At 71.1% G+C, this 19,420-nt stretch carries 16 protein-coding genes; 7 read left to right on the top strand and 9 right to left on the bottom strand.

Annotated elements, in window-relative coordinates:
• The first annotated feature begins 34 nt into the window (after positions 1–34).
• Complete coding sequence (locus BLV39_RS23555; protein WP_090796896.1) at positions 35–865, top strand: peptidylprolyl isomerase; 831 nt, start codon at positions 35–37, stop codon at positions 863–865.
• A gap of 59 nt (positions 866–924) precedes the next feature.
• Here the strand turns inward: BLV39_RS23555 and BLV39_RS23550 are convergent, their stop codons facing one another.
• From BLV39_RS23550 to ruvC, 8 genes are all read right to left on the bottom strand, one after another.
• Positions 925–3,912 (bottom strand): RelA/SpoT family protein, encoded by a 2,988-nt coding sequence (locus BLV39_RS23550; protein WP_308442734.1) that lies wholly within the window; start codon positions 3,910–3,912, stop codon positions 925–927.
• A 147-nt stretch (positions 3,913–4,059) separates the two neighbouring features.
• On the bottom strand, positions 4,060–4,593 hold the full coding sequence (locus tag BLV39_RS23545) for an adenine phosphoribosyltransferase (protein WP_090796893.1): 534 nt from the start codon (positions 4,591–4,593) through the stop codon (positions 4,060–4,062).
• A gap of 5 nt (positions 4,594–4,598) precedes the next feature.
• Complete coding sequence (gene secF, locus BLV39_RS23540) at positions 4,599–5,804, bottom strand: protein translocase subunit SecF (RefSeq protein ID WP_090796889.1); 1,206 nt, start codon at positions 5,802–5,804, stop codon at positions 4,599–4,601.
• Between the two features lies 1 nt (position 5,805).
• Positions 5,806–7,680 carry a protein translocase subunit SecD gene (secD, locus tag BLV39_RS23535; RefSeq protein ID WP_090796886.1) on the bottom strand — a complete coding sequence of 625 codons (1,875 nt, stop codon included), beginning with the start codon at positions 7,678–7,680 and terminating at the stop codon, positions 5,806–5,808.
• A 240-nt stretch (positions 7,681–7,920) separates the two neighbouring features.
• A complete protein-coding gene (yajC, locus tag BLV39_RS23530) occupies positions 7,921–8,283 on the bottom strand; it encodes a preprotein translocase subunit YajC (protein WP_373315456.1) in 363 nt (120 codons plus the stop codon).
• A gap of 132 nt (positions 8,284–8,415) precedes the next feature.
• Positions 8,416–9,468, bottom strand: coding sequence for a Holliday junction branch migration DNA helicase RuvB (ruvB, locus tag BLV39_RS23525; RefSeq protein WP_090796879.1), 1,053 nt, complete (start codon positions 9,466–9,468; stop codon positions 8,416–8,418).
• Positions 9,465–10,064, bottom strand: a complete 600-nt coding sequence (ruvA, locus tag BLV39_RS23520) for a Holliday junction branch migration protein RuvA (protein WP_090796876.1) — start codon at positions 10,062–10,064, stop codon at positions 9,465–9,467. The genes ruvB and ruvA overlap by 4 nt, the downstream gene beginning before the upstream one ends.
• Positions 10,061–10,588, bottom strand: coding sequence for a crossover junction endodeoxyribonuclease RuvC (gene ruvC / locus BLV39_RS23515; protein WP_090796872.1), 528 nt, complete (start codon positions 10,586–10,588; stop codon positions 10,061–10,063). The genes ruvA and ruvC overlap by 4 nt, the downstream gene beginning before the upstream one ends.
• 111 nt (positions 10,589–10,699) lie before the next feature.
• On the opposite strand from ruvC, the gene BLV39_RS23510 reads away from it, so the two are divergent.
• From BLV39_RS23510 to BLV39_RS23495, 4 genes are all read left to right on the top strand, one after another.
• The gene (locus BLV39_RS23510) at positions 10,700–12,238 is read left to right on the top strand and encodes a methionine--tRNA ligase (RefSeq protein WP_090796868.1); all 1,539 of its coding nucleotides are present in this window, start codon (positions 10,700–10,702) and stop codon (positions 12,236–12,238) included.
• Positions 12,239–12,305: 67 nt separating this feature from the next.
• Positions 12,306–13,088: a 3-hydroxybutyrate dehydrogenase gene (locus tag BLV39_RS23505; protein ID WP_090796864.1), complete on the top strand. Its 783-nt coding sequence runs from the start codon at positions 12,306–12,308 to the stop codon at positions 13,086–13,088.
• A 5-nt stretch (positions 13,089–13,093) separates the two neighbouring features.
• Positions 13,094–14,986, top strand: a complete 1,893-nt coding sequence (locus BLV39_RS23500; RefSeq protein ID WP_239084125.1) for a helix-turn-helix domain-containing protein — start codon at positions 13,094–13,096, stop codon at positions 14,984–14,986.
• A gap of 26 nt (positions 14,987–15,012) precedes the next feature.
• Positions 15,013–16,167 carry an epoxide hydrolase family protein gene (locus tag BLV39_RS23495; RefSeq protein ID WP_204083050.1) on the top strand — a complete coding sequence of 385 codons (1,155 nt, stop codon included), beginning with the start codon at positions 15,013–15,015 and terminating at the stop codon, positions 16,165–16,167.
• 70 nt (positions 16,168–16,237) lie between these two features.
• Here BLV39_RS23495 and BLV39_RS23490 read toward each other — a convergent pair whose 3' ends face one another.
• Positions 16,238–17,044 (bottom strand): hypothetical protein, encoded by an 807-nt coding sequence (locus BLV39_RS23490; protein ID WP_090796860.1) that lies wholly within the window; start codon positions 17,042–17,044, stop codon positions 16,238–16,240.
• Between the two features lie 170 nt (positions 17,045–17,214).
• Here BLV39_RS23490 and BLV39_RS23485 point away from each other — a divergent pair, with 170 nt between their 5' ends.
• Both BLV39_RS23485 and BLV39_RS23480 read left to right on the top strand, forming a co-directional pair.
• Positions 17,215–18,786, top strand: a complete 1,572-nt coding sequence (locus tag BLV39_RS23485) for an MFS transporter (protein WP_090796856.1) — start codon at positions 17,215–17,217, stop codon at positions 18,784–18,786.
• A gap of 20 nt (positions 18,787–18,806) precedes the next feature.
• A complete protein-coding gene (locus tag BLV39_RS23480; protein WP_090797743.1) occupies positions 18,807–19,412 on the top strand; it encodes a TetR/AcrR family transcriptional regulator in 606 nt (201 codons plus the stop codon).
• The last annotated feature ends 8 nt before the right edge of the window (positions 19,413–19,420 follow it).

Genomic DNA, 19,420 nt, shown 5'->3' with positions numbered 1-19,420 from the left:
AACGCCTGAGCGCGGAAGCAGGAGGAGAGTCCCCGTGACGTCCACGAGAGAGCGGCAGCGCGCGGCGGCGCGGGCCCGACTCGCGCAAGACATGGCCGATCGTCAGGCCGTGGCACACAAGCGTCGCCAGCGGCAGGCCATCATCGGCGCCGGCGTGGCGCTGCTGATCGTCGCGGGCGGCGTGATCTGGCTGGTCAGCAGCATGGGCGGCGACGACAAGTCGACCGCCAGTGGTGACCCGTCGGCGGCGCCGATCGCGTGCGTCTGGAGCGAGGTCCCGGCCGACCAGCGGCAGCCGACCACCAAGGACGTCGGCGTCCCGCCGACCACCACCCCGCCGACCAGCGGCACCCAGGTGATGACCGTCGACACGAGCTTCGGCCCGGTCGAGGTCACGATGGACCTGGCGAAGTCGCCGTGCAGCGCCGAGAGCTTCAGCTACCTGGCCAGCAAGCAGTTCTGGGACGGCACCAAGTGCCACCGGATGTTCCCGGGCATGCTCCAGTGCGGTGACCCGTCGGCCAAGGGCAAGGGCTACCGCGACTCCGACGGCACGGGTGGCCCGAGCTACCGCTACGCCAACGAGAACCTGCCGGTCGACCAGCGCCCGGCGTACCCCGAGGGCGTGGTGGCGCTGGCCAACAGCGGCCCCGACACCAACGGCTCGCAGTTCTTCTTCATCTACCAGGACGTCGAGCTCTCGCCGGACTACACGGTGCTCGGCAAGGTCACCAAGGGCCTGGAGAACATCAAGAAGGCCACCGAGCCCGGCCACGACGGCGCGTTCGACCCGTCGCCCGGCGGCGGCCACCCCAAGAACGACATCGAGATCAAGACGCTGACGGTGGCCGCACCGGCCGCCTGACCCCTGCCATACAGAAAGCGCCGGCCCCGAGCGGGGCCGGCGCTTTTCGTATGTGAAGGCTAGGCGCCCGAGGTCACCCGGTACGCGTCGAAGACGCCGTCGACCTTGCGGACCGCGGCCAGCAGGTGGCCGAGGTGCTTCGGGTCGGCCATCTCGAAGCTGAAGCGGCTCACCGCCACCCGGTCGCGGGTGGTCGTGACGGTCGCGGACAGGATGTTGACCCGCTCCTCGGAGAGCACCCGCGTCACGTCGGCCAGCAGCTTGTGCCGGTCGAGGGCCTCCACCTGGATGGCCACCAGGAACGTCGACGCCGACGTCAGCTTCCAGCTCACCTCGAGCACGCGCTCGGGCTGGGCCTTGAGGTCCTCGGCGTTGGCACAGTCGTCGCGGTGCACCGACACCCCGCCTGAGCGGGTGACGAAGCCGAAGACCGAGTCCGGCGGCACCGGGGTGCAGCAACGGGCCAGCTTGATCCAGACGTCGCTGACGCCCTTGACCACGACGCCGGGGTCGTGGCCGGCGGTGCGGCTGCGCGGCGGCCGGGTCGCGACGGCGGTCTCGGCCAGGTCCTCGGCCGCGCCCTCCTCGCCCCCGTAGCCCGCCATCAACCGCTGGACCACCGACTGCGCGGACACCTGGTTGTCGCCGACCGCCGCGTAGAGCGAGGCGACGTCGGCCAGGTGCAGGTCACGCGCGATGGTCATCAGGTTGTCGGTCGTCAGCATGCGCTGCAGGGGCACGCCCTGCTTGCGCATCGCCTTGACGATCGCGTCCTTGCCGGCCTCGATCGCCTCTTCGCGGCGCTCCTTGTTGAAGTACTGCCGGATCTTCGTGCGCGCCCGGGGCGACTTCACGAAGCCCAACCAGTCCTGCGTGGGGCCGGCCGTGTCGGACTTCGACGTGAAGATCTCGATCACGTCGCCGTTGGACAGCGTCGACTCCAGCGGCACCAGCTTCCCGTTGACCCGGGCGCCGATGCACTTGTGGCCGACCTCGGTGTGCACCGCGTACGCGAAGTCGACCGGGGTCGAGCCCGTCGGCAGCGGTATCACGTCGCCCTTGGGCGTGAAGACGTAGACCTCTTGGCTGGAGAGGTCGAACCGGAGCGCGTCGAGGAACTCGCTCGGGTCGCTCGCCTCCCGCTGCCAGTCGAGCAACTGCCGCAGCCAGGTCATCTCGTCGATGTGGGCCGGCGGGCCGACGATCGTCGCGCCCTTCTGCTCCTTGTATTTCCAGTGCGCCGCGATGCCGAACTCCGCCGTGCGGTGCATCGCGTAGGTCCGGATCTGCATCTCGACCGGCTTGCCGGTCGGGCCGATCACCGTCGTGTGCAGCGACTGGTACATGTTGAACTTCGGCATCGCGATGTAGTCCTTGAACCGGCCCGGCACGGGCTGCCAGTTCGCGTGGATCACACCGAGTGCCGCATAGCAGTCGCGAACGGTCTCGACCAGGATGCGGACGCCGACCAGGTCGTAGATGTCGTTGAAGTCGCGACCCCGAACGATCATCTTCTGGTAGATCGAGTAGAGGTGCTTCGGCCGGCCGGTGGTCTCCGCCTTGATCTTCGCGGACCGCAGGTCGGTGTGCACCTTCTGCGTCACCTGGCGCAGCAGCGCCTCACGCTGCGGCTGGTGCTCACCGATCAGCCGGTTGATCTCCTCGAACCGCTTCGGGAACAGCGTCCCGAACGCCAGGTCCTCGAGCTCCCACTTGATCGTGTTCATACCGAGGCGGTGGGCCAGCGGCGCCAGGATCTCCAGCGTCTCCTTGGCCTTCTGCTCCTGCTTGGGCCGCGGGAGGAAGGTCAGGGTGCGCATGTTGTGCAGCCGGTCGGCCAGCTTGATGACCAGCACCCGCGGGTCCTTGGCCATCGCGACGACCATCTTGCGGATCGTCTCGGCCTTGGCCGCGTCGCCGAGCTTGACCTTGTCGAGCTTGGTGACACCGTCGACGAGCAGCGCGACCTCGCCGCCGAAGTCGGTGCGCATCGACTCGAGCGTGTAGTCGGTGTCTTCGATCGTGTCGTGCAGCAGCGCGGCGACCAGCGTGGTGGTGTCCATCCCGAGGTTGGCCAGGATGGTCGCGACCGCCAGCGGGTGCGTGATGTAGGGGTCGCCGGACTTGCGGTACTGCCCCGAGTGCCAGCGCGCGGCCATGTCGAAGGCGCGCTGGAGCAGCCGGGCGTCGGCCTTGGGGTGGCTCGCCCGGTGGGTCGCGATCAGCGGCTCGAGCACCTCGCTGACCTGCGGCGCCTGCCAGGGTGCGTTGAACCGGGCCAGCCGGGCCCGCACCCGCCGACCGGTCGGCGTGCCGGCCAGGCCGAAGCCGGAGCCGGTCTCGCCCGCCGGGTCGCGGGTGGTGTTCGCGCGCTCGCGGAGCGGGACGACGACGCCGTCGTTCTCGTCGTCGACCTCGTAGGGAGAACGGCCGTTCGCCGGCCACTCGACGGTGTCCTCGGCGACCGGGTCCGTGGTGGGACGGTCTTCGGCGGCCTGGTCCGTGGTGGGCGCGCTGGTCGCCGCAGCCGGCGGCGCCGTCTCGCGACCATCAGCCGGATGGGATACGCGCTGGGCGGCGCGACCGGCATCCTCGGGCGCACTGTCGGCCGTGGTGGCCGCGTCTGAGCCGCGGTGGGCGATGGACCCGCTCCCCGGGACCAGGCGGTCCGGTGCGACGGACTTCGCGGGGGCCGCACCGTTCGCGCCGGTCGCGGCCGCGCCGTTGGCTCCGCTCTCGGGCGCCGGGCCCTTGGCGCCGGTTGCGGCCGCGGTGGCCGGACCCTTCGCGCCGGTGGTGGCCGCTGGGGCCTCGCCTTCGTGGTTGACCTTGACGGCCGTGCCGACGTTGCCGCCAGGACGGGCCGCGGTGACGATCGGGGCAGCGGACGCGCCGTTGCCGGCGGCTGCCGGCGCCTCCGGGTGCGTGGTCTCCGGGCGTGCGTCAGCACCGGCCGGCGACGACTGCGTCGTTTGCCCGGTCGGGTTCTCTGCTGCCTCGCCGGTCGGGCGTGAGCCCGCCACCGATGGGGCGACGTCGTGGGACACCGGCCTCCTCAACACCTCGCGATCCACCGACCGTATCGGGCCGGCAACACCTGCGCTAGCCAGGTGGCGGCGATCCGTGCCGGTCGGGACCGGGCACCCCCAACTCTACCCGTACGGCCGATCCCGCCCGGAGGGGCAGAGCCGGACCTAAACGGTCAAAAGGGCATGTACGTCGCGGGGGGCGAGACGGTCCCGTCCGTTCAAGAACGCCAACTCGATCAACACGCTGAAGCCCGTGACCATTCCCCCGGCCTGCTCGACCAGGGACAGCGCCGCCTCGGCGGTGCCGCCGGTGGCCAGCAGGTCGTCGACGACCAGCACCCGCTGCCCGGGCTCGAGGGCGTCCCGGTGCACCTCGAGAGTGGCCTCGCCGTACTCCAGCGCGTACGACGCGGCGAGCACCTCGCGCGGAAGCTTGCCGGCCTTGCGCACCGCCAGCACGCCGGCGCCCGTCGCGTACGCGATGGCACCGGCCAGCAGGAAGCCGCGGGCCTCGACCCCGGCGACCACGTCGAACGACGACCGCCCGTGGTGCTCGATCACCGCGTCGACCACCTGGCGGAACGCCTGGCCGTCGGCGAACAGCGGCGTGACGTCCTTGAACAGGATGCCGGCGTGCGGGAAGTCGGGCACGTCGACGACGTGCCCGGCCACCAGTTCCGCTACTTCTTTCTCGTCCATCCGGGTCAGCGGCGCTTCGCCCCACCGGGGCGGTTGCCGCCGGGACGCCCGCCGCGGCTGCCGCCGCCGGAGCGCTTCGCCGCGTTCGGCCGGGCGCCCACCTTCGGGGTCGAGCCGGCGAGCGCGCCGACCTCGGAGCCCTCGGGAGCCGCCTGCCGAGGCTGGAGCGTGGCCGCGCCGGCCGGCACCGCCTCGCCCTTCTTCGGCGCGACCTCGCCGCGGGCGAGGGCCGCCCGCCGGGCCAGCACGCGCTTGGTGTGCGCCTGGATCTTCGGCTCGAAGTCCTTGAGCGTGACCAGCACCGGCGTGGCGAAGAAGATCGACGAGTAGACCGCGACCGCCATACCGACGAACAGCACGAGGCCGAGGTCGGCCAGGGTGCTCGCGCCGGACAGGCCGGCGATCAGCAGACCGCCGACCGGCAGCAGCGCGACCAGACCAGTGTTGATCGACCGCATCAGGGTCTGGTTGATCGCGAGGTTCGCCGATTCGCCGTACGTCGTGGTGCTGCTCGCCGTGATGCCTCTGGTGTTCTCCTGAACCTTGTCGAACACCACGACGACGTCATACAACGCGAAGCCGAGGATCGTGAGGAAGCCGATGATCGTCGCCGGCGTCACCTCGAAGCCGGCTAAAGAGTAGAGCCCGGCCGTCAGCACGAGGTTGAGCAACAGCGAGGAGACGGCCGCGACCGCCATCCGCCACTCGAAGCGCAGGATCAGGTAGACCATCACCAGCGCCACGAAGATCAGCAGACCGAGCACCGCGCGCTCGGTGACCTGCTTGCCCCAGGCCGCGCTGACCGCGCTGTCGTTGATGTCGTTCGGCGCGATGCCGAGCTGCTGAGCGATGTCCGCCTTGACCCCGGTGATCGCGTCCGGGTCCAGGACCGAGGTGCGGATCTCGTAGAAGGTGTCGCCACCGCGGCCGACCTGGGTGGCCGGCAGCGCCGTGGCGCCGGCGTCCTTGTCGGCCAGAGCGCTGTTGACCGCGTCCTGCGCCTTGTTGAGGTCGACGCTCTGGCTGGCCGGGATGATGAACTGGTTGCCGCCGGCGAACTCGATGCCGAGCGAGAACCGGTTGATGCCGAAGCTCAGCAGCGCGACCAGGATCAGCGCGCCGGCGACGCCGAACCAGACCTTCCGCTTGCCGATCAGATTGAGACCGGCCTCACCGCGGTAGAGCCGGTTGGCCAAACCCGACTTTGACATCTCAGGCCTCCTTGGCACGCCGCGGCGAGCGCGTACGCGGGTTGTCGCCGTCGTCATCGTTGTGCTGTTCGAGGATCCGGCCGAGGCCGCTGACCCGCGGTGAGAGGAACGCCTTGGTGTTGGCGAACATCGTCATGATCGGGTGTCGGAAGAGGAACACCACGACCAGGTCGAGGATGGTGGCGAGGCCCAGCGCGAACGCGAAGCCCTTCACCGTGCCGACGGAGACGACGTAGAGCACCACCGCCGCCATGATCGAGATGGCGTTGGCCGAGATGATCGTGCGGCGGGCACGGGCCCAGGCCCGGGGCACCGCACTGCGCGGCGACCTGCCTTCACGTATCTCGTCTTTCAGACGTTCGAAGTAGATGACGAACGAGTCCGCCGCCACACCTAGCGAGACGATGAAGCCCGCGATGCCGGCCAGGGTCAGCGTGAAGCCGATCTGTCGGCCGAGGAACACCAGCGCGCCGAAGACCAGGCCCGCGGAGAGCACGAGGCTCAGCACGATCACGGTGCCCAGCAGGCGGTAGTAGAAGAACGCGTAGATCGCGACCAGCAGCAGACCGAGGCCGGCGGCGATCAGGCCCGCCCGCAGGTATTCCGCGCCGAGCGTCGGCGACAGGTTCTCCTGGTTGGCGGCCGTGAAGGTCAGCGGCAGGGCACCGTAGCGGAGCTGGCCGGCGAGCTCGTCGGAGCTCTTCGCGTCGAAGCTGCCGGAGATCTGCGAGTCACCGGTCAGCACGCCCTGGATCTGGGGCGCCGAGATGATGCCGTTGTCGAGCACCACGGCGACCAGGCAGTTGCCCTCCTGCGAGAGGCTCGCCGCCGAGCAGGTCTGACCGCTGTTCTGGTACGCCTCGCGGGTCAGCGCCGTCCACTTGTCCTGGCCCTCGCCCTTGAAGTCGAGGCTGACCACCCACGACCCCTGCTGGTCGAGCTGGGCGGTGGCGTTGCCGACGTCGGTGCCGGAGACCTTGGCCACGTCGAGCAGGTATTTGCCGCCGGCGTCACAGGAGACCGCCTGCTGGTCTTCCTTGCTGATCGAACCCGCCGGCCGCTTGTCGAGCTGCTCGCACGTGATCGTCGGCACGTTGAACTGCATCTTCGGCGTGAGCACCGCCACCTCGGTCGCGCTCAGCGTCGAGAACGGCTTGAGTGACGCGGCGACGGCCGGGTCGGTGCCCGGGTCCGGCGCCTGCAGGGCGTTGGCCGCGGCCCACGCCGCCGCACCGACCTTGGTCTCGACCGCCTTGCGGGCCGCCTCGACGTCGGCCGGCACCGGTGCCGCCGGTGCCGACGCGGTCGGCGCCGGGTTCGGCGTGGCGGTCGCGGTGGGCGTCGGAGTCGGCGTGGCGGTCGCCTCGGCGCCGCCGCCCGTGCCGCCGGTGCCCGGCGTCGCCGTGGGCGAGCCGGTCGCGGCCGGCGGTGCCGACGGCGTGGCGCCCGGGGACGGGGCGGCCGAGCCGCTCGGCGTGGGCGCGACGGGTGCCGGGCCGGTGCCGTTGGTCATGTCCAGGACCTTGCGGAACCGCAGCTCAGCGGTCTGGGCGATGCCGCTCAGGTCGGCGTTCTTGCCCGGGAGGGAGACGACGATGTTGCGGTTGCCCTCGGTGACCACCTCGGCCTCGGACACACCGCGCGCGTTGACCCGCTGCTCGATGATCTCGCGGGCCTGGTTCAGCGACTCCGGCGACGGCGGCTTGCCGTCGTTGGTCGTCGCCTGAAGCGTCATCCGGGTGCCGCCGACCAGGTCGAGACCCAGCTTCGGATGCAGCCGATCCTGCACACTCCCGTGAGCACCGGCGAAGAACACCAGGGAGTAGAGGATCACGAAGATGCCCGCGAGGATGGCTAGCTGCCGTCCGGGGTGCATCTGTCGCTGAGGTGGTGCCACGGCAGCGGGTCTCCCTGTGCTGAGGCCGTCGCGGGCGCGGCGGCGCGGGTCGATTCAGCGGTCACGCCGGGCAGGCGTGGTACGCCGGCTCTGCGGGGACGGAGCCAGCGTGATTATCCATCACAGTCGATCGAGCCGGGGGTAAGCCCGTTCTCAGGCGCAAGGCTATGCCGGGGTCGCTGGGAGAAAGCTGCCGACCCCGGTCCACAGCCTCACGGGTCAGTCCTTGACGGGCTCGACCGGCGAGGTGATCGTCTCCACGGCGGGGGCCGCCGCGGGCTCGGGCACCTCGTTCTTGCTGCTGATGACACGGGCGACGGCCGGGCGCGCGTAGCGCAGGTGCACGCCGGGGGCGGCCTCGAGGGTGACGGTGTCGTTGTCGGTCTCGACGACGGTGCCGTGGAGGCCACCGATCGTGACGACCTCGGAGCCCGCGCCAAGGGTGGACTGCATCTGCGCGGCTTCGCGACGACGCTTCTGCTGGGGGCGGATCATCATGAAATACATGACGCCGAACAGCAGAACGATCATGAGGAGAGGCAGGAAGCTGCCGCCTCCGGAGGCGGATGCTGCGAGCACGATTTAAAACCTTCCCATTGGCCTTTGCCGGGCTGGGGGTCGCCGGGCGCAGGCGAAAAAGTCGTCCCCTACGGACCGCGGCGAGTCTAGTCGGTCTGGCTGAGAACGCCGAATGCCGCGCGGGTCACTTTCGGATCACGGAAAACGCTGGTCGGAGGCGAAGAGATCGGCGGGGGCATTCGGCGCGCTGATCCGCCCGGCCGGCAGTGCCCGACCGAGGTGCTGCCAGGCCGCGTCGGTGGCCACCCGGCCCCGCGGAGTGCGGGCCAGCAGGCCCGCCCGGACCAGGAACGGCTCGCACACCTCCTCGACGGTGTCCGGCTGCTCCCCCACGGCCACGGCCAGCGTCGACAGGCCGACCGGGCCGCCCTTGAACGAGTCGACCAGGGCACGCAGCACGGCCCGGTCGAGCCGGTCCAGGCCGAGCGCGTCGACGTCGTAGACCTTGAGGGCCTCACGGGCCGTGGCCAGCGTGACCATGCCGTCGGCCCGGACCTCGGCGTAGTCCCGGACCCGGCGCAGCAGCCGGTTGGCGATCCGCGGGGTGCCCCGGGACCGACCGGCGATCTCGACCGCGCCCTCGTCGGTGATCGGCACGCCCAGGATCCGGGCGGACCGGTGCAGGAGCTGTTCCAGGTCGGCCGCGGCGTAGAAGTCGAGGTGGGCGACGAACCCGAACCGGTCGCGCATCGGCCCGGTCAGCAGGCCCGACCGGGTGGTGGCGCCGACCAGGGTGAACGGCTCGACGTCGAGCGGGATCGCGGTGGCGCCCGGCCCCTTGCCGACCACCACGTCGACCCGGAAGTCCTCCATCGCCGAGTAGAGCAGCTCCTCGGCGGGCTTGGCGATCCGGTGGATCTCGTCGATGAACAGCACGTCGCCGGTCGCCAGGCTGGTCAGGATCGCCGCCAGGTCGCCGGACCGCTCGATCGCCGGCCCACTGGTCACCCTGATCCCGCTGCCGAGCTCCGCCGCGACGATGTTGGCCAGGGTCGTCTTCCCGAGGCCGGGAGGCCCGGACAGCAGGATGTGGTCCGGTGGCGTGCCGCGGCCCATGGCGCCACGCAGCAGCAGGTCGAGCTGGTCGCGGACGCGGTGCTGGGCGATGAACTCGGCCAGCCGTTTCGGGCGGACGGTCGCCTCGGCGTCCTGCTCGCCCTCGGCGACGTAGGCGGAGACCTCGTTCATCGGGTCCGGCCGAGTAGCTGGATCGCCATCTTCAGCAGGGTCGGCACGGGCTCGGAGCCGGTCGCCTTCTCCGCCACCGCGACCACCGCCTGGTCGGCCTGCGCCACTGACCAGCCCAGCCCGACCAGACCCTGGCGGACCTGCTCGGGCCAGACCGCGCCGACCACACCGGACGCTCCGTCGGCGCCGACCGCGATCGGGCCGATCCGGTCGCGCAGCTCCAGCACCAGCCGCTCCGCGCCCTTCTTGCCGATGCCCGGCACCCGGGTCAGCGTCGCGGTGTCGGCGTTGGCGATCGCCTTGCGCACCACGTCGGGGTGGTGCACGGCGAGCACCGCCTGGGCCAGCCGCGGCCCGACGCCGCTGGCGGTCTGGAGCAGTTCGAAGAGGTGCTTCTCGTCGTCGTCGGCGAAGCCGTAGAGGGTCAGCGAGTCCTCCCGCACGATCAGGCTGGTCGCCAGCCGCGCCGGTTGACCCAGCCGCAGGCCGGCGAGGGTGCCCGGAGCGCACTGCACGGCCAGGCCCACGCCGCCGACCTCGATGACCGCGCCGTCCGGCGACACCGCGGCGACGACCCCGCTCACGCTGGCGATCACCTTCGACCTGCCTTTCTGACGGCGACGGCCGCCGCCTGGATCTTCGCCTTGGTGCCACCACGCCAGATGTGGCAGATGGCCAACGCCAGCGCGTCGGCCGCGTCGGCCGGCTTCGGTGGCGCGTCGAGCCGGAGCAGCCGGGTCACCATCGCGGTCACCTGGGCCTTGTCGGCCTGGCCGGAACCGGTGACGGCGGCCTTGACCTCGCTCGGCGTGTACGTCGACACGGGCAGCCCGGCCCGCGCCCCCGCCAGCACCGCGACGGCGCTGGCCTGCGCGGTGCCCATCACCGTGCGGACGTTGTGCTGGCTGAACACCCGCTCGACCGCGACGCTGACCGGCTGGTGCTCGGCGACCAGGTCACCGAGGGTGCGGTCGAGGTGCAGCAGCCGCAGCGACAGGTCGTCGGCCGGGTCGGTGTAGATCACGTAATAGGCGACCAAAGTGCACGGTCGACCGGGCACACCCTCGACCACGCCGACGCCGCAACGCGTCAGCCCCGGGTCGACGCCGAGCACCCGCACGTGATCCCTCCCCTGTACGTGTGTTCGACACCTTACGGGTCGCCCCAGCGGGCGCGGGGCGGACACACCGGGCCCCGATATCCGGTGGCGCGGCTCACTAGCGTTGGCGGTGTGGAGAGGACCGCCTTTATTTCGACGACGATTCCCTACGTCAATGCGCGACCGCATCTCGGTCACGCGCTGGAGTTCGTGGAGACCGACGCGTACGCGCGATTCATGCGCACGAAGCTCGACGACGTCTTCTTCCTCACCGGATCCGACGAGAACGCGCTCAAGAATGTGCTCGCCGCGGAAGCCGCGAAAATGTCCACCGCCGATCTCGTCGCCCGCAACGCGCGCGCCTTCCAGGACCTCCAGTCGGCGCTGCGTTGCGTGCCCGACCATTTCGTCCGCACCAGCGTCGACCCGCTGCACCTCGCCGGCGCGACCGCGATGTGGCGACGGATGGAGGCGGCCGGCGACCTCTACCCGCGCGACTATGAAGGGCTCTACTGCGTGGGTTGCGAGCAGTTCTACGAGCCCGTCGAGCTCGTCGACGGTCGTTGCCCGGAGCACCTGACGGAGCCTGAACGCGTACGCGAGCAGAACTGGTTCTTCCGACTCTCCCGTTATCAGGATGACTTACTCAAATCCCTCGAATCCGGCGCACTGGTCATCCACCCCGAGACGCGCCGCAACGAGGTCATCTCGTTCGTCCGCGCGGGCCTGGCGGACATCAGCGTGTCCCGGTCCGCGACGCGGGCGCGCGGCTGGGGCATCCCGGTACCCGGCGACGACAGCCAGGTGATGTACGTCTGGATCGACGCGCTGACCAACTACACCAACGCCCTCGGCTGGACCGCCGACGACCCGCGCTACCAGCGGTTCTGGGCCGACGCGACGCAGCGCGTACACGTCATGGGCAAGGGTGTGATCCGGTTCCACGCCGTCTACTGGCCGGCGATGCTGCTCTCCGCCGGCCTGCCGCTGCCCACCGACCTGGTCGTGCACGGCTACATCACGGCCGGCGGCCGCAAGCTCGGCAAGAGCCTCGGCAACGCGGTCGACCCGGACGACCTCATCGCCCGCTACGGCGCGCGGGCCGTCCGATATGCACTGCTCGCCACCTTCGCCCCGTTCGGTGACGGCGACGTCACCGAGGAGCGGATCGTCGCCGCATACAACACGGACCTCGCCAACGGCCTCGGCAACCTGGTCAGCCGGGTGACCAGCATGATCGGCCGCTACCGGGGCGGCGTCGTGCCGGCCGGTTCTCTCGACGGTGGCCTCGGCCCGGCCGTCGTCACGGCCGCCCGGGCCATCGACAGCGCGATGACCGGCTACGACCACCGCGCCGCGATCCAGCATTTGAACACCCTGGTCGGACAGGCCAACGCGTACGTCGACGAGCACGCGCCCTGGCACCTGGCCAAGCAGGCCGAAGAAGCCGACCGGCTCGACACCTGTCTGCTGCACACCGCGGCGGTGGTCCGCGCCCTGGCCGCGCTGCTGCGCCCGTTCCTGCCCGACGCGGCCGAGGAGATCCTGGTCACCCTCGGCCAGCCGGCCTCCTACCGGCTCGATCCAGGCACCTGGCTGTCCGGGATGGCCGGCACCGCGGTCGAGAAGCCCGCTGCGATCTTCCCGCGCATCGACACCCCTGCCACATAACGCCAGGGGGCAGTGTGTGGCGGCACGCCATGGGCCGCAGCCCCGAACGCTCGTACATTCATGCGCCATGGCAGCAGATCGGGTGGCTGACCACCACGTCGTACGTCTGGACCTCACCGGGCGCACCGCGCTGGTGACGGGAGGCGGCAGCGGGATCGGGCGCGCCTGCGCGACCCGGCTCGCCGCCGCCGGTGCGAAGGTGGTCGTCGTCGATCGCAACGCGGCGACCGCCCAGGAGGTGGCAGCCGCGATCGGCGGTGTCGCCGTCGAGCTCGACCTGACCGACGGCGACGCCATCGAGCGCCTCGACGCCGATGTCGACGTGCTGGTCAACAACGCCGGCTTCCAGCACGTCGCTCCCCTGCCGGAGTTCCCGCCGGACACCTTCGCGGCGTTGCAGCGGGTCATGGTCGAGGCGCCGTTCCGGCTGGTCCGGCGGGTGCTGCCGCACATGTACGAGCGGGGCTGGGGCCGCGTCGTCACGATCTCGTCGGTGCACGGGCTGCGCGCGTCCGCGTACAAGTCGGCCTATGTCACCGCCAAGCACGGCGTCGAGGGCCTCTCCAAGGTGATCGCGCTGGAGGGCGCCGCCCACGGGGTCACCGCCAACTGCGTCAACCCCGGATACGTGCGTACGCCGCTCGTCGAGGGCCAGATCGTCGACCAGGCGCGAAGCCACGGCATCCCCGAGTCGGAGGTGCTCTCGTCGATCCTGCTGGCCCGGTCCGCGGTCAAGCGCCTGGTCGAGCCGGCCGAGGTCGCGGAGCTGCTGGCCTACCTGTGCACCCCGGCGGCATCCTTCATCACCGGGGCCTCGATCGCCATGGACGGGGGATGGACGGCAAGCTGAACGCCATGACTGGAGAGTTTCTCGAACTGCTGGCGCGGGAGGCCGCGGCCGTCGAGTTCGAGGGTCCGCTGCTGGCCGCCCGCGCGGCCGGGCTGCCACCCGACCAGGTGGCCGACCTCGAGCGCGCCAAACTGGCCGCGCTGCGGGTGCGCTCCCTGCTGGAACGCCGCCGGCAACGCGAGGTGGAGCTCTCCGGGCTGGTCGACACCGCCGCCGACCTCGCCGGCCTGCGCGACGTCGACGACGTGCTGCGGGCCATCGTGCACCGGGCGCGGACCCTGCTCGGCGCCGACGTGGCCTACCTGACGCTCAACGACGACGACCGCGGCGACATCTACATGCGGGTCACCGACGGCTCGGTGTCGGCCCGCTTCCAGCGGCTGCGGCTCCCTCTCGGCGCCGGCCTCGGCGGGCTCGTCGCGCAGACCGGCACCCCGTACGTCACCGCCGACTACCACGTCGACGAACGGTTCCGGCACACCGGCGAGATCGACGCCGGCGTCGGCGAGGAGGGGTTGGTCGCGATTCTCGGCGTACCCCTGCGGCTGGGTTCGTCGTCCTTGGGTGTGCTCTATGCCGCCAACCGCTCCGCGCGCCCGTTCGCCCGCGAGGAGGTGGCCCTGCTCGGCTCGCTGGCCGCCCACGCGGCGGTGGCGCTGGACACCGCGCGGCTGCTCACCGAGACGCGGGTGGCGCTGGCGGAGCTGTCGGCCGCCAACACGACGATCCAGGCCCACAGCAGTTCGGTGGAACGGGCCGCGTCCGCGCACGACCGCATGACCGCGCTGGTCCTGCGCGGCGGCGGGGTCGAGGACGTGACCGCGGCGGTGACCGAGGTCCTGGGCGGCGCGCTGCTGGCATTGGACGCCGACGGCCGCGAGCTGGCCCGGGTCGGCTCCATCGCTGAGCCCGACCGGGCCACCCTGGCCGAGGCCGTCGCGGCGTCCCGCGCCGAACGGCGGTCGGTCCGGCGCGGCGACGCCTGGTACGCGGCGGTGGTCGCCGGCACCGAGGACCTCGGCGCGCTGGTGCTCCGGCCGACCGCGGAGCTCGTCGACGCGGACCAGCGGATCCTGGAACGGGCCGCGCTGGTCACCGCACTGCTGCTGTTGTTCCGCCGCACGGTCGCCGAGGCCGAGGGCCGGGTCCGCGGCGAGCTGCTCGACGAGCTGGTCTCCCGGCCGGTCCGCGACGCCGAGTCGCTGCGCTCCCGTGCCCGTCGCCTCGGTGTGGACCTCGACGCGCCGCAGGTCCTCGTGGCGGTCGGGGACGACACCGCCGGGCGGCAGCGGGTGCTGTCGTGGGCCACGTCGTACGCGCTGTCCCGGGGTGGGCTGGCCGCCGCCCGCGACGGCCGCATCCTGTTGATGCTGCCCGGCAGTGATCCGGGGTCGGCGGCCCGGCTGGTGGCGAAGGACGCCGCCCGGGTGTCCGGGCGACCGATGACCGCGGGTGCGGGCGGCCCGTCCACCGGGCCTTCTTCCCTGGGTGCGGCGTTCGCGGAGGCGGATCGGTGCCTGTCGGCGCTGACCGCGCTGGGCCGCGTCGGCGAGGGCGCGGGGGCGTCGGAGCTGGGCTTCGTCGGCCTTCTGCTGGGCACGACCGGGGCGGCGGGCGACGCGGAGGTGGCCCGCTTCATCGCGTCGGCGATCGGGCCGGTGGTCGACTACGACGTGCGCAGGGGCACGGCGCTGGTCCGCACCCTGGAGGCGTACTTCGGGGTGGGTGGCGGTCTGGCCAAGGCGGCGGAGCTGCTGCACGTCCACGTCAACACGGTGACCCAGCGGCTGGAGCGGGTGGGCCAACTGATCGGCCCGGACTGGCAACAGCCGGAACGGTCCCTGGAGGTCCAGCTCGCCCTGCGCCTGCACCGACTCCGCACCGGAACGTCGGCGTAGCCTTCCTGCCTGTGCCTGACCAGTCCATTCGCCCGTTCCGCCTCGACGTCGACCAGACCGAGCTCGACGACCTGAACGCGCGCCTCGACCGCACCCGGTGGCCGTCCTCGCTGCCGGGGGTCGGCTGGGCCTACGGCGTACCTCGCGACTATCTCGAGGAACTGGTCCGGTACTGGCGGCACGAGTACGACTGGCGGGCCGCCGAGGCCCGGCTCAACGACTGGCCGCAGTTCACGACCACGGTCGACGGGGCGCTGATCCACTTCGCGCATGTCCGGTCGCCGGAGCCGGACGCGACCCCGCTGATCATGACCCATGGCTGGCCCGGGTCGATCGTCGAGTTCAGCCAGGTCGTCGGGCCACTGACCGATCCGCGGGCGCACGGCGGCGACCCCGCTGACGCGTTCGACCTGGTCCTGCCGCACATTCCCGGGTTCGGCCTGTCCGGGCCGACCCAGGAGACCGGCTGGGAGCACCGCAGGGTCGCCGAGGCGTTCGGTGAGCTGATGCGGCGCCTCGGCTACGCGCGCTACGGCACGCAGGGCGGCGACTGGGGCAGCGTGATCTCCCGGGAGCTTGGGCGTCTCCGCCCTAGTGAGGTGATCGGCGTCCACTTGAACCTGCTGTCCGGCGCGCACGCCACCAGCGAGCCGACCGCGGCTGAGCTGGTCGCGCTGGACCCGGGCGAACGCGGACGGCTGCTGGCGTCGTGGGCGCGTACCCAGGAGTGGCTCCGGGATCGCCAGGGCTATGCCGACATCCAGTCCACCCGGCCGCAGACCCTCGCCTACGGGCTGACCGACTCCCCCGTCGGGCAGCTCGCCTGGATCGCGGAGAAGTTCAAGGAGTGGACCGACCCGCGGTCGGGGCCGGTCGATCGCGACCACCTGTTGACCAACGTGATGCTGTACTGGCTCACCGGCACCGCGGGTTCCTCGGCCCGCATCTACTACGAGCGCGCGCACGCCGCCTATTGGGGCGGGCCGCCGGAGCCGTCGCGCACGCCTACCGCCCTCGCGGTCTTTCCGCGCGACAACTTCATCCCGATGCGGCACATCGCGGCGCGGAGCAACAACATCGTGCGGTGGACGGAGTACGAGCGTGGCGGGCACTTCGCCGCCATGGAGGAGCCTGCGCTCCTGGTCTCGGACATCCGCGCGTTCTTCCGCTCGGCGGCCTGATCCTCGCCTCTTTTACCTGGCGCGGTGCGGCACATCCCCTAAGGCGTCCTAGGATGGGTCGCCTGGTCTCTTACATCCGGCCGGTGGCTCTTAAGTTGGTCAGGGCGGCCAGGAGCAGGATCACCGCGACCACACTGGCGACCCGCTTGCGTCGGCGCTGCGCCACGTAGGCGTGCCACCAGGCGATCGCCGCCTCCGCGATCGGTGCCGGCGGCAGCCGTTTGGGGCTGAGGAACCTGGCCTGGCGCAGGCCGATGCTGCTGCGCCCCGGCCCGGTCCGGCGGTATCTCGCGAGGCCCGCGCTCGACGCGGTCGACGGCCCGGTCGTGAACGGCGCCGGCGGCAGCCGCTGCTGGTCCGCAGTCGTGAACGGCGCCGCCGGGAGCCGGTGCTGGCTCGGCTGCCGCGCCGTCTCCGAGACCAGCGCGAACACCGGACCGCCGCTGCTCGTCGTTGCCGCGTCGCCCGCTGCCGACGCCCTGCCCGGACCGCCCGGACCGGACGCGCCCTCGGCGGCCGTGCCCGGACCGTCGACCGCCTCGGCGGGGTCGGCGCGCAGGACCACCATCTCCACCTCGTAGATCTGCTCGGCCCGCCACCGTTTGGCGCGGTCCGTGAGCACCTGCCGCAGGTAGTCGTCCGCCGCGCCCGGCCGGCCGAACCAGTGCGCGCGTAGCTCCAGCCACTGCCACCGGGCAGCGACATCGGTCAGCGCCTCGGGATAGATCTCCTCCGCGTGCCAGGCGTCGCCGGCCAACTGGGCCGACTCGAGGCGCAGCGAGGTCAGATGGCGGCCGACGAACGACACGTATCCGTCCGGTGCCTCGGGGGCCATCTTCGGCAACAGGTCGACCACGGCGCCCTCCTCCGTGCGCATCCACCACCATCATCGCCGGCCTGGCCGGCCACGCAAGCCCCAGTCGTGACGGGGCTCACAATTTAATACGAGACCGTTCCGTATCGCATCCCCTAGGCGTAGCTTTCCCATGCGATACGAACCTGTGCCGTTTCGTAATCAAGACGTAGAACTATCGGGGGGAGACGGACGTGGAGCAATCAGCTAACACCGGACATCCGAGGCGCTGGGCGATCCTCGGTGTGCTGGTGGTGAGCCTGCTCGTCGTCGTGCTGGACAACACGGTCCTGAACGTCGCCCTGCGTACGCTCGCCGACCCGGTGCACGGGCTCGGCACGACGCAGAGCGAGCTCGAATGGGCGATCAACTCGTACACGCTGGTGTTCGCGGGTCTGCTGTTCTCATTCGGCGTGCTCGGTGACCGCTTCGGACGCAAGCGGTTCCTGCTGGTCGGCCTCGCGCTCTTCGGCCTGGCGTCGCTGCTCTCGGCGTACGCGCAGAACCCGGCCCAACTGATCGGCGCCCGCGCGCTGATGGGCATCGGCGGCGCGGCGATCATGCCGGTGACACTGTCGATCATTTCCAACGTGTTCGACCCGCGCGAGCGCGGCAAGGCCATCGGTGTCTGGTCCGGCGCGGTCGGCCTGGCCATCGCGATCGGCCCGATCCTCGGCGGCACGCTGCTCGAGCACTTCTGGTGGGGCTCGGTCTTCCTGATCAACGTGCCGGTCGTCATCATCGGCCTGGTCGCGGTCGCCCTGCTGGTGCCCGAGTCGCGCAACCCGCGCCCCGGCCGGATCGACATCGCCGGCGTACTGATGTCGGTGGTCGGCCTCGTCGGCCTGACCTACGGCATCATCAAGGGCGGCGAGAACGGCTTCGGCAATGCCGAGGTGCTGATCACCGGCCTGGGCGGGCTCGCGGTCCTGGCGGCGTTCGTCTGGTACGAGTCGCGGGTCAAGTTCCCCTCGCTCGACGTGCGACTGTTCAAGAACCCCCGGTTCTCGGCACCGATCGCCGCGATCGGCCTGACGTTCTTCGCGTCGATGGGCGTGTTCTTCTTCAGCTCGTTCTACCTGCAGCTCGTCCGGGACTACTCGCCGCTGCAGACCGGCCTGCTGTTCCTGCCGTTCGCCATCGCCCAACTGATCTTCGCGCCGCGCAGCCACGCCATGGTGCAGCGGTTCGGGGCAAAGGCGGTCACCGCCACCGGCCTTTCGCTGGTGACGCTGTCGCTGATCGGCTTCGTCTTCGTCGACGCGCAGACGGCGGTCTGGTTCCTGCTGCTCGACTTCTTCATCCAGGGCGTCGGCATGGCCAACATCATGGCGCCGGCCACGGAATCGATCATGTCGGCACTCCCCCGCGAGAAGGCGGGCGTCGGCTCGGCGGTCAGCAACACGATCCGCCAGGTCGCCAGCGCCCTGGGCATCGCGATCCTCGGTTCGATCCTCGCGGCCGTCTACCGTGGCCAGATCGAACCGACCACGACCGCACTGCCCGGCCCGGCCCGCGAGGTGGCCAACGAATCGATCTCCGGCGCGTACGGCGTCGCGTCCCAGGTGGGCGCGGCCGGCAACAACCTGGTCGCGGCGGCCAACGACGCGTTCATGACCGCGATGCACTGGGCGGCCGGCGGAGGCGCCATCGTCCTCGCCGTCGGGATCGTCGCCGCGGTGGTCTGGATGCCGGGCCGTCAGGCGGGCGCCGACCACGTCCAGCCGGTCGAGGTGGAAGCCGGAGAACTGGCGACGGCCGGCTGAGGTCAGCAACAATGGACCACATGCAAGCTGCCGAGGAAGCTCCGCGGGCGCCTGGTCGCCCGCGGAGCCTCCGCGTCGACGAGGCCATCATCTCGGCCACGCTCGACCTGCTCGCCGAGGGCACCTCGGTCGAGGTCCTGTCGATCGAGGCGATCGCCACCCGCGCCGGAGTAGGCAAGGCGACGATCTACCGCCGCTGGCCGGGCAAGGAGGCTCTCCTCCACGACGCCCTGGCCACCCTCAAGCACCCCGGCCCGGAAGTCACCGGCACGTCGGTCCGCGACGACCTGATCGCGCTGCTCTCGCAGGTCGGCCCGACCAACCACGACCCGCGCTTCGCGAAGATCATGCCGTGCATCCTGCCGCACCTGATGCGCAGCGAAGAGCACTACCAGGCCTACCAGGACATCATCGAGCCGCGCCGCAACCGCGTACGCCAGGTCCTGAACCGGGGCGTGGAGAACGGCGAGCTCCGGCCGGACCTAGACATCGAGCTCATCCTGGCCATGCTCATCGGCCCGATCCTCGTGCAACGAGTGCTGCGCTGGCACCCCGACCTGGACGCCGACAAAATGCCGGAACAGGTGGTCGACGTCCTGTTGGCCGGGATGGGACCGAAGCAGTAGCAAGGCGC

Source organism: Asanoa ishikariensis, from assembly GCF_900107455.1.
GTDB classification, from domain to species: domain Bacteria; phylum Actinomycetota; class Actinomycetes; order Mycobacteriales; family Micromonosporaceae; genus Asanoa; species Asanoa ishikariensis.
This window is presented reverse-complemented; position numbering and strand designations above follow the sequence as displayed.

Excerpts from the sequence above, each read along its gene's own strand:
- BLV39_RS23545 (WP_090796893.1), bottom strand. The coding sequence starts at position 4,593 with ATGGACGAGAAAGAAGTAGCGGAACTGGTGGCCGGGCACGTCGTCGAC.
- secF (WP_090796889.1), bottom strand. The coding sequence starts at position 5,804 with ATGTCAAAGTCGGGTTTGGCCAACCGGCTCTACCGCGGTGAGGCCGGT.
- secD (WP_090796886.1), bottom strand. The coding sequence starts at position 7,680 with ATGCACCCCGGACGGCAGCTAGCCATCCTCGCGGGCATCTTCGTGATC.
- ruvB (WP_090796879.1), bottom strand. The coding sequence starts at position 9,468 with ATGAACGAGGTCTCCGCCTACGTCGCCGAGGGCGAGCAGGACGCCGAG.
- BLV39_RS23505 (WP_090796864.1), top strand. The coding sequence starts at position 12,306 with ATGGCAGCAGATCGGGTGGCTGACCACCACGTCGTACGTCTGGACCTC.
- BLV39_RS23500 (WP_239084125.1), top strand. The coding sequence starts at position 13,094 with ATGACTGGAGAGTTTCTCGAACTGCTGGCGCGGGAGGCCGCGGCCGTC.
- BLV39_RS23490 (WP_090796860.1), bottom strand. The coding sequence starts at position 17,044 with ATGCGCACGGAGGAGGGCGCCGTGGTCGACCTGTTGCCGAAGATGGCC.
- BLV39_RS23480 (WP_090797743.1), top strand. The coding sequence starts at position 18,807 with ATGCAAGCTGCCGAGGAAGCTCCGCGGGCGCCTGGTCGCCCGCGGAGC.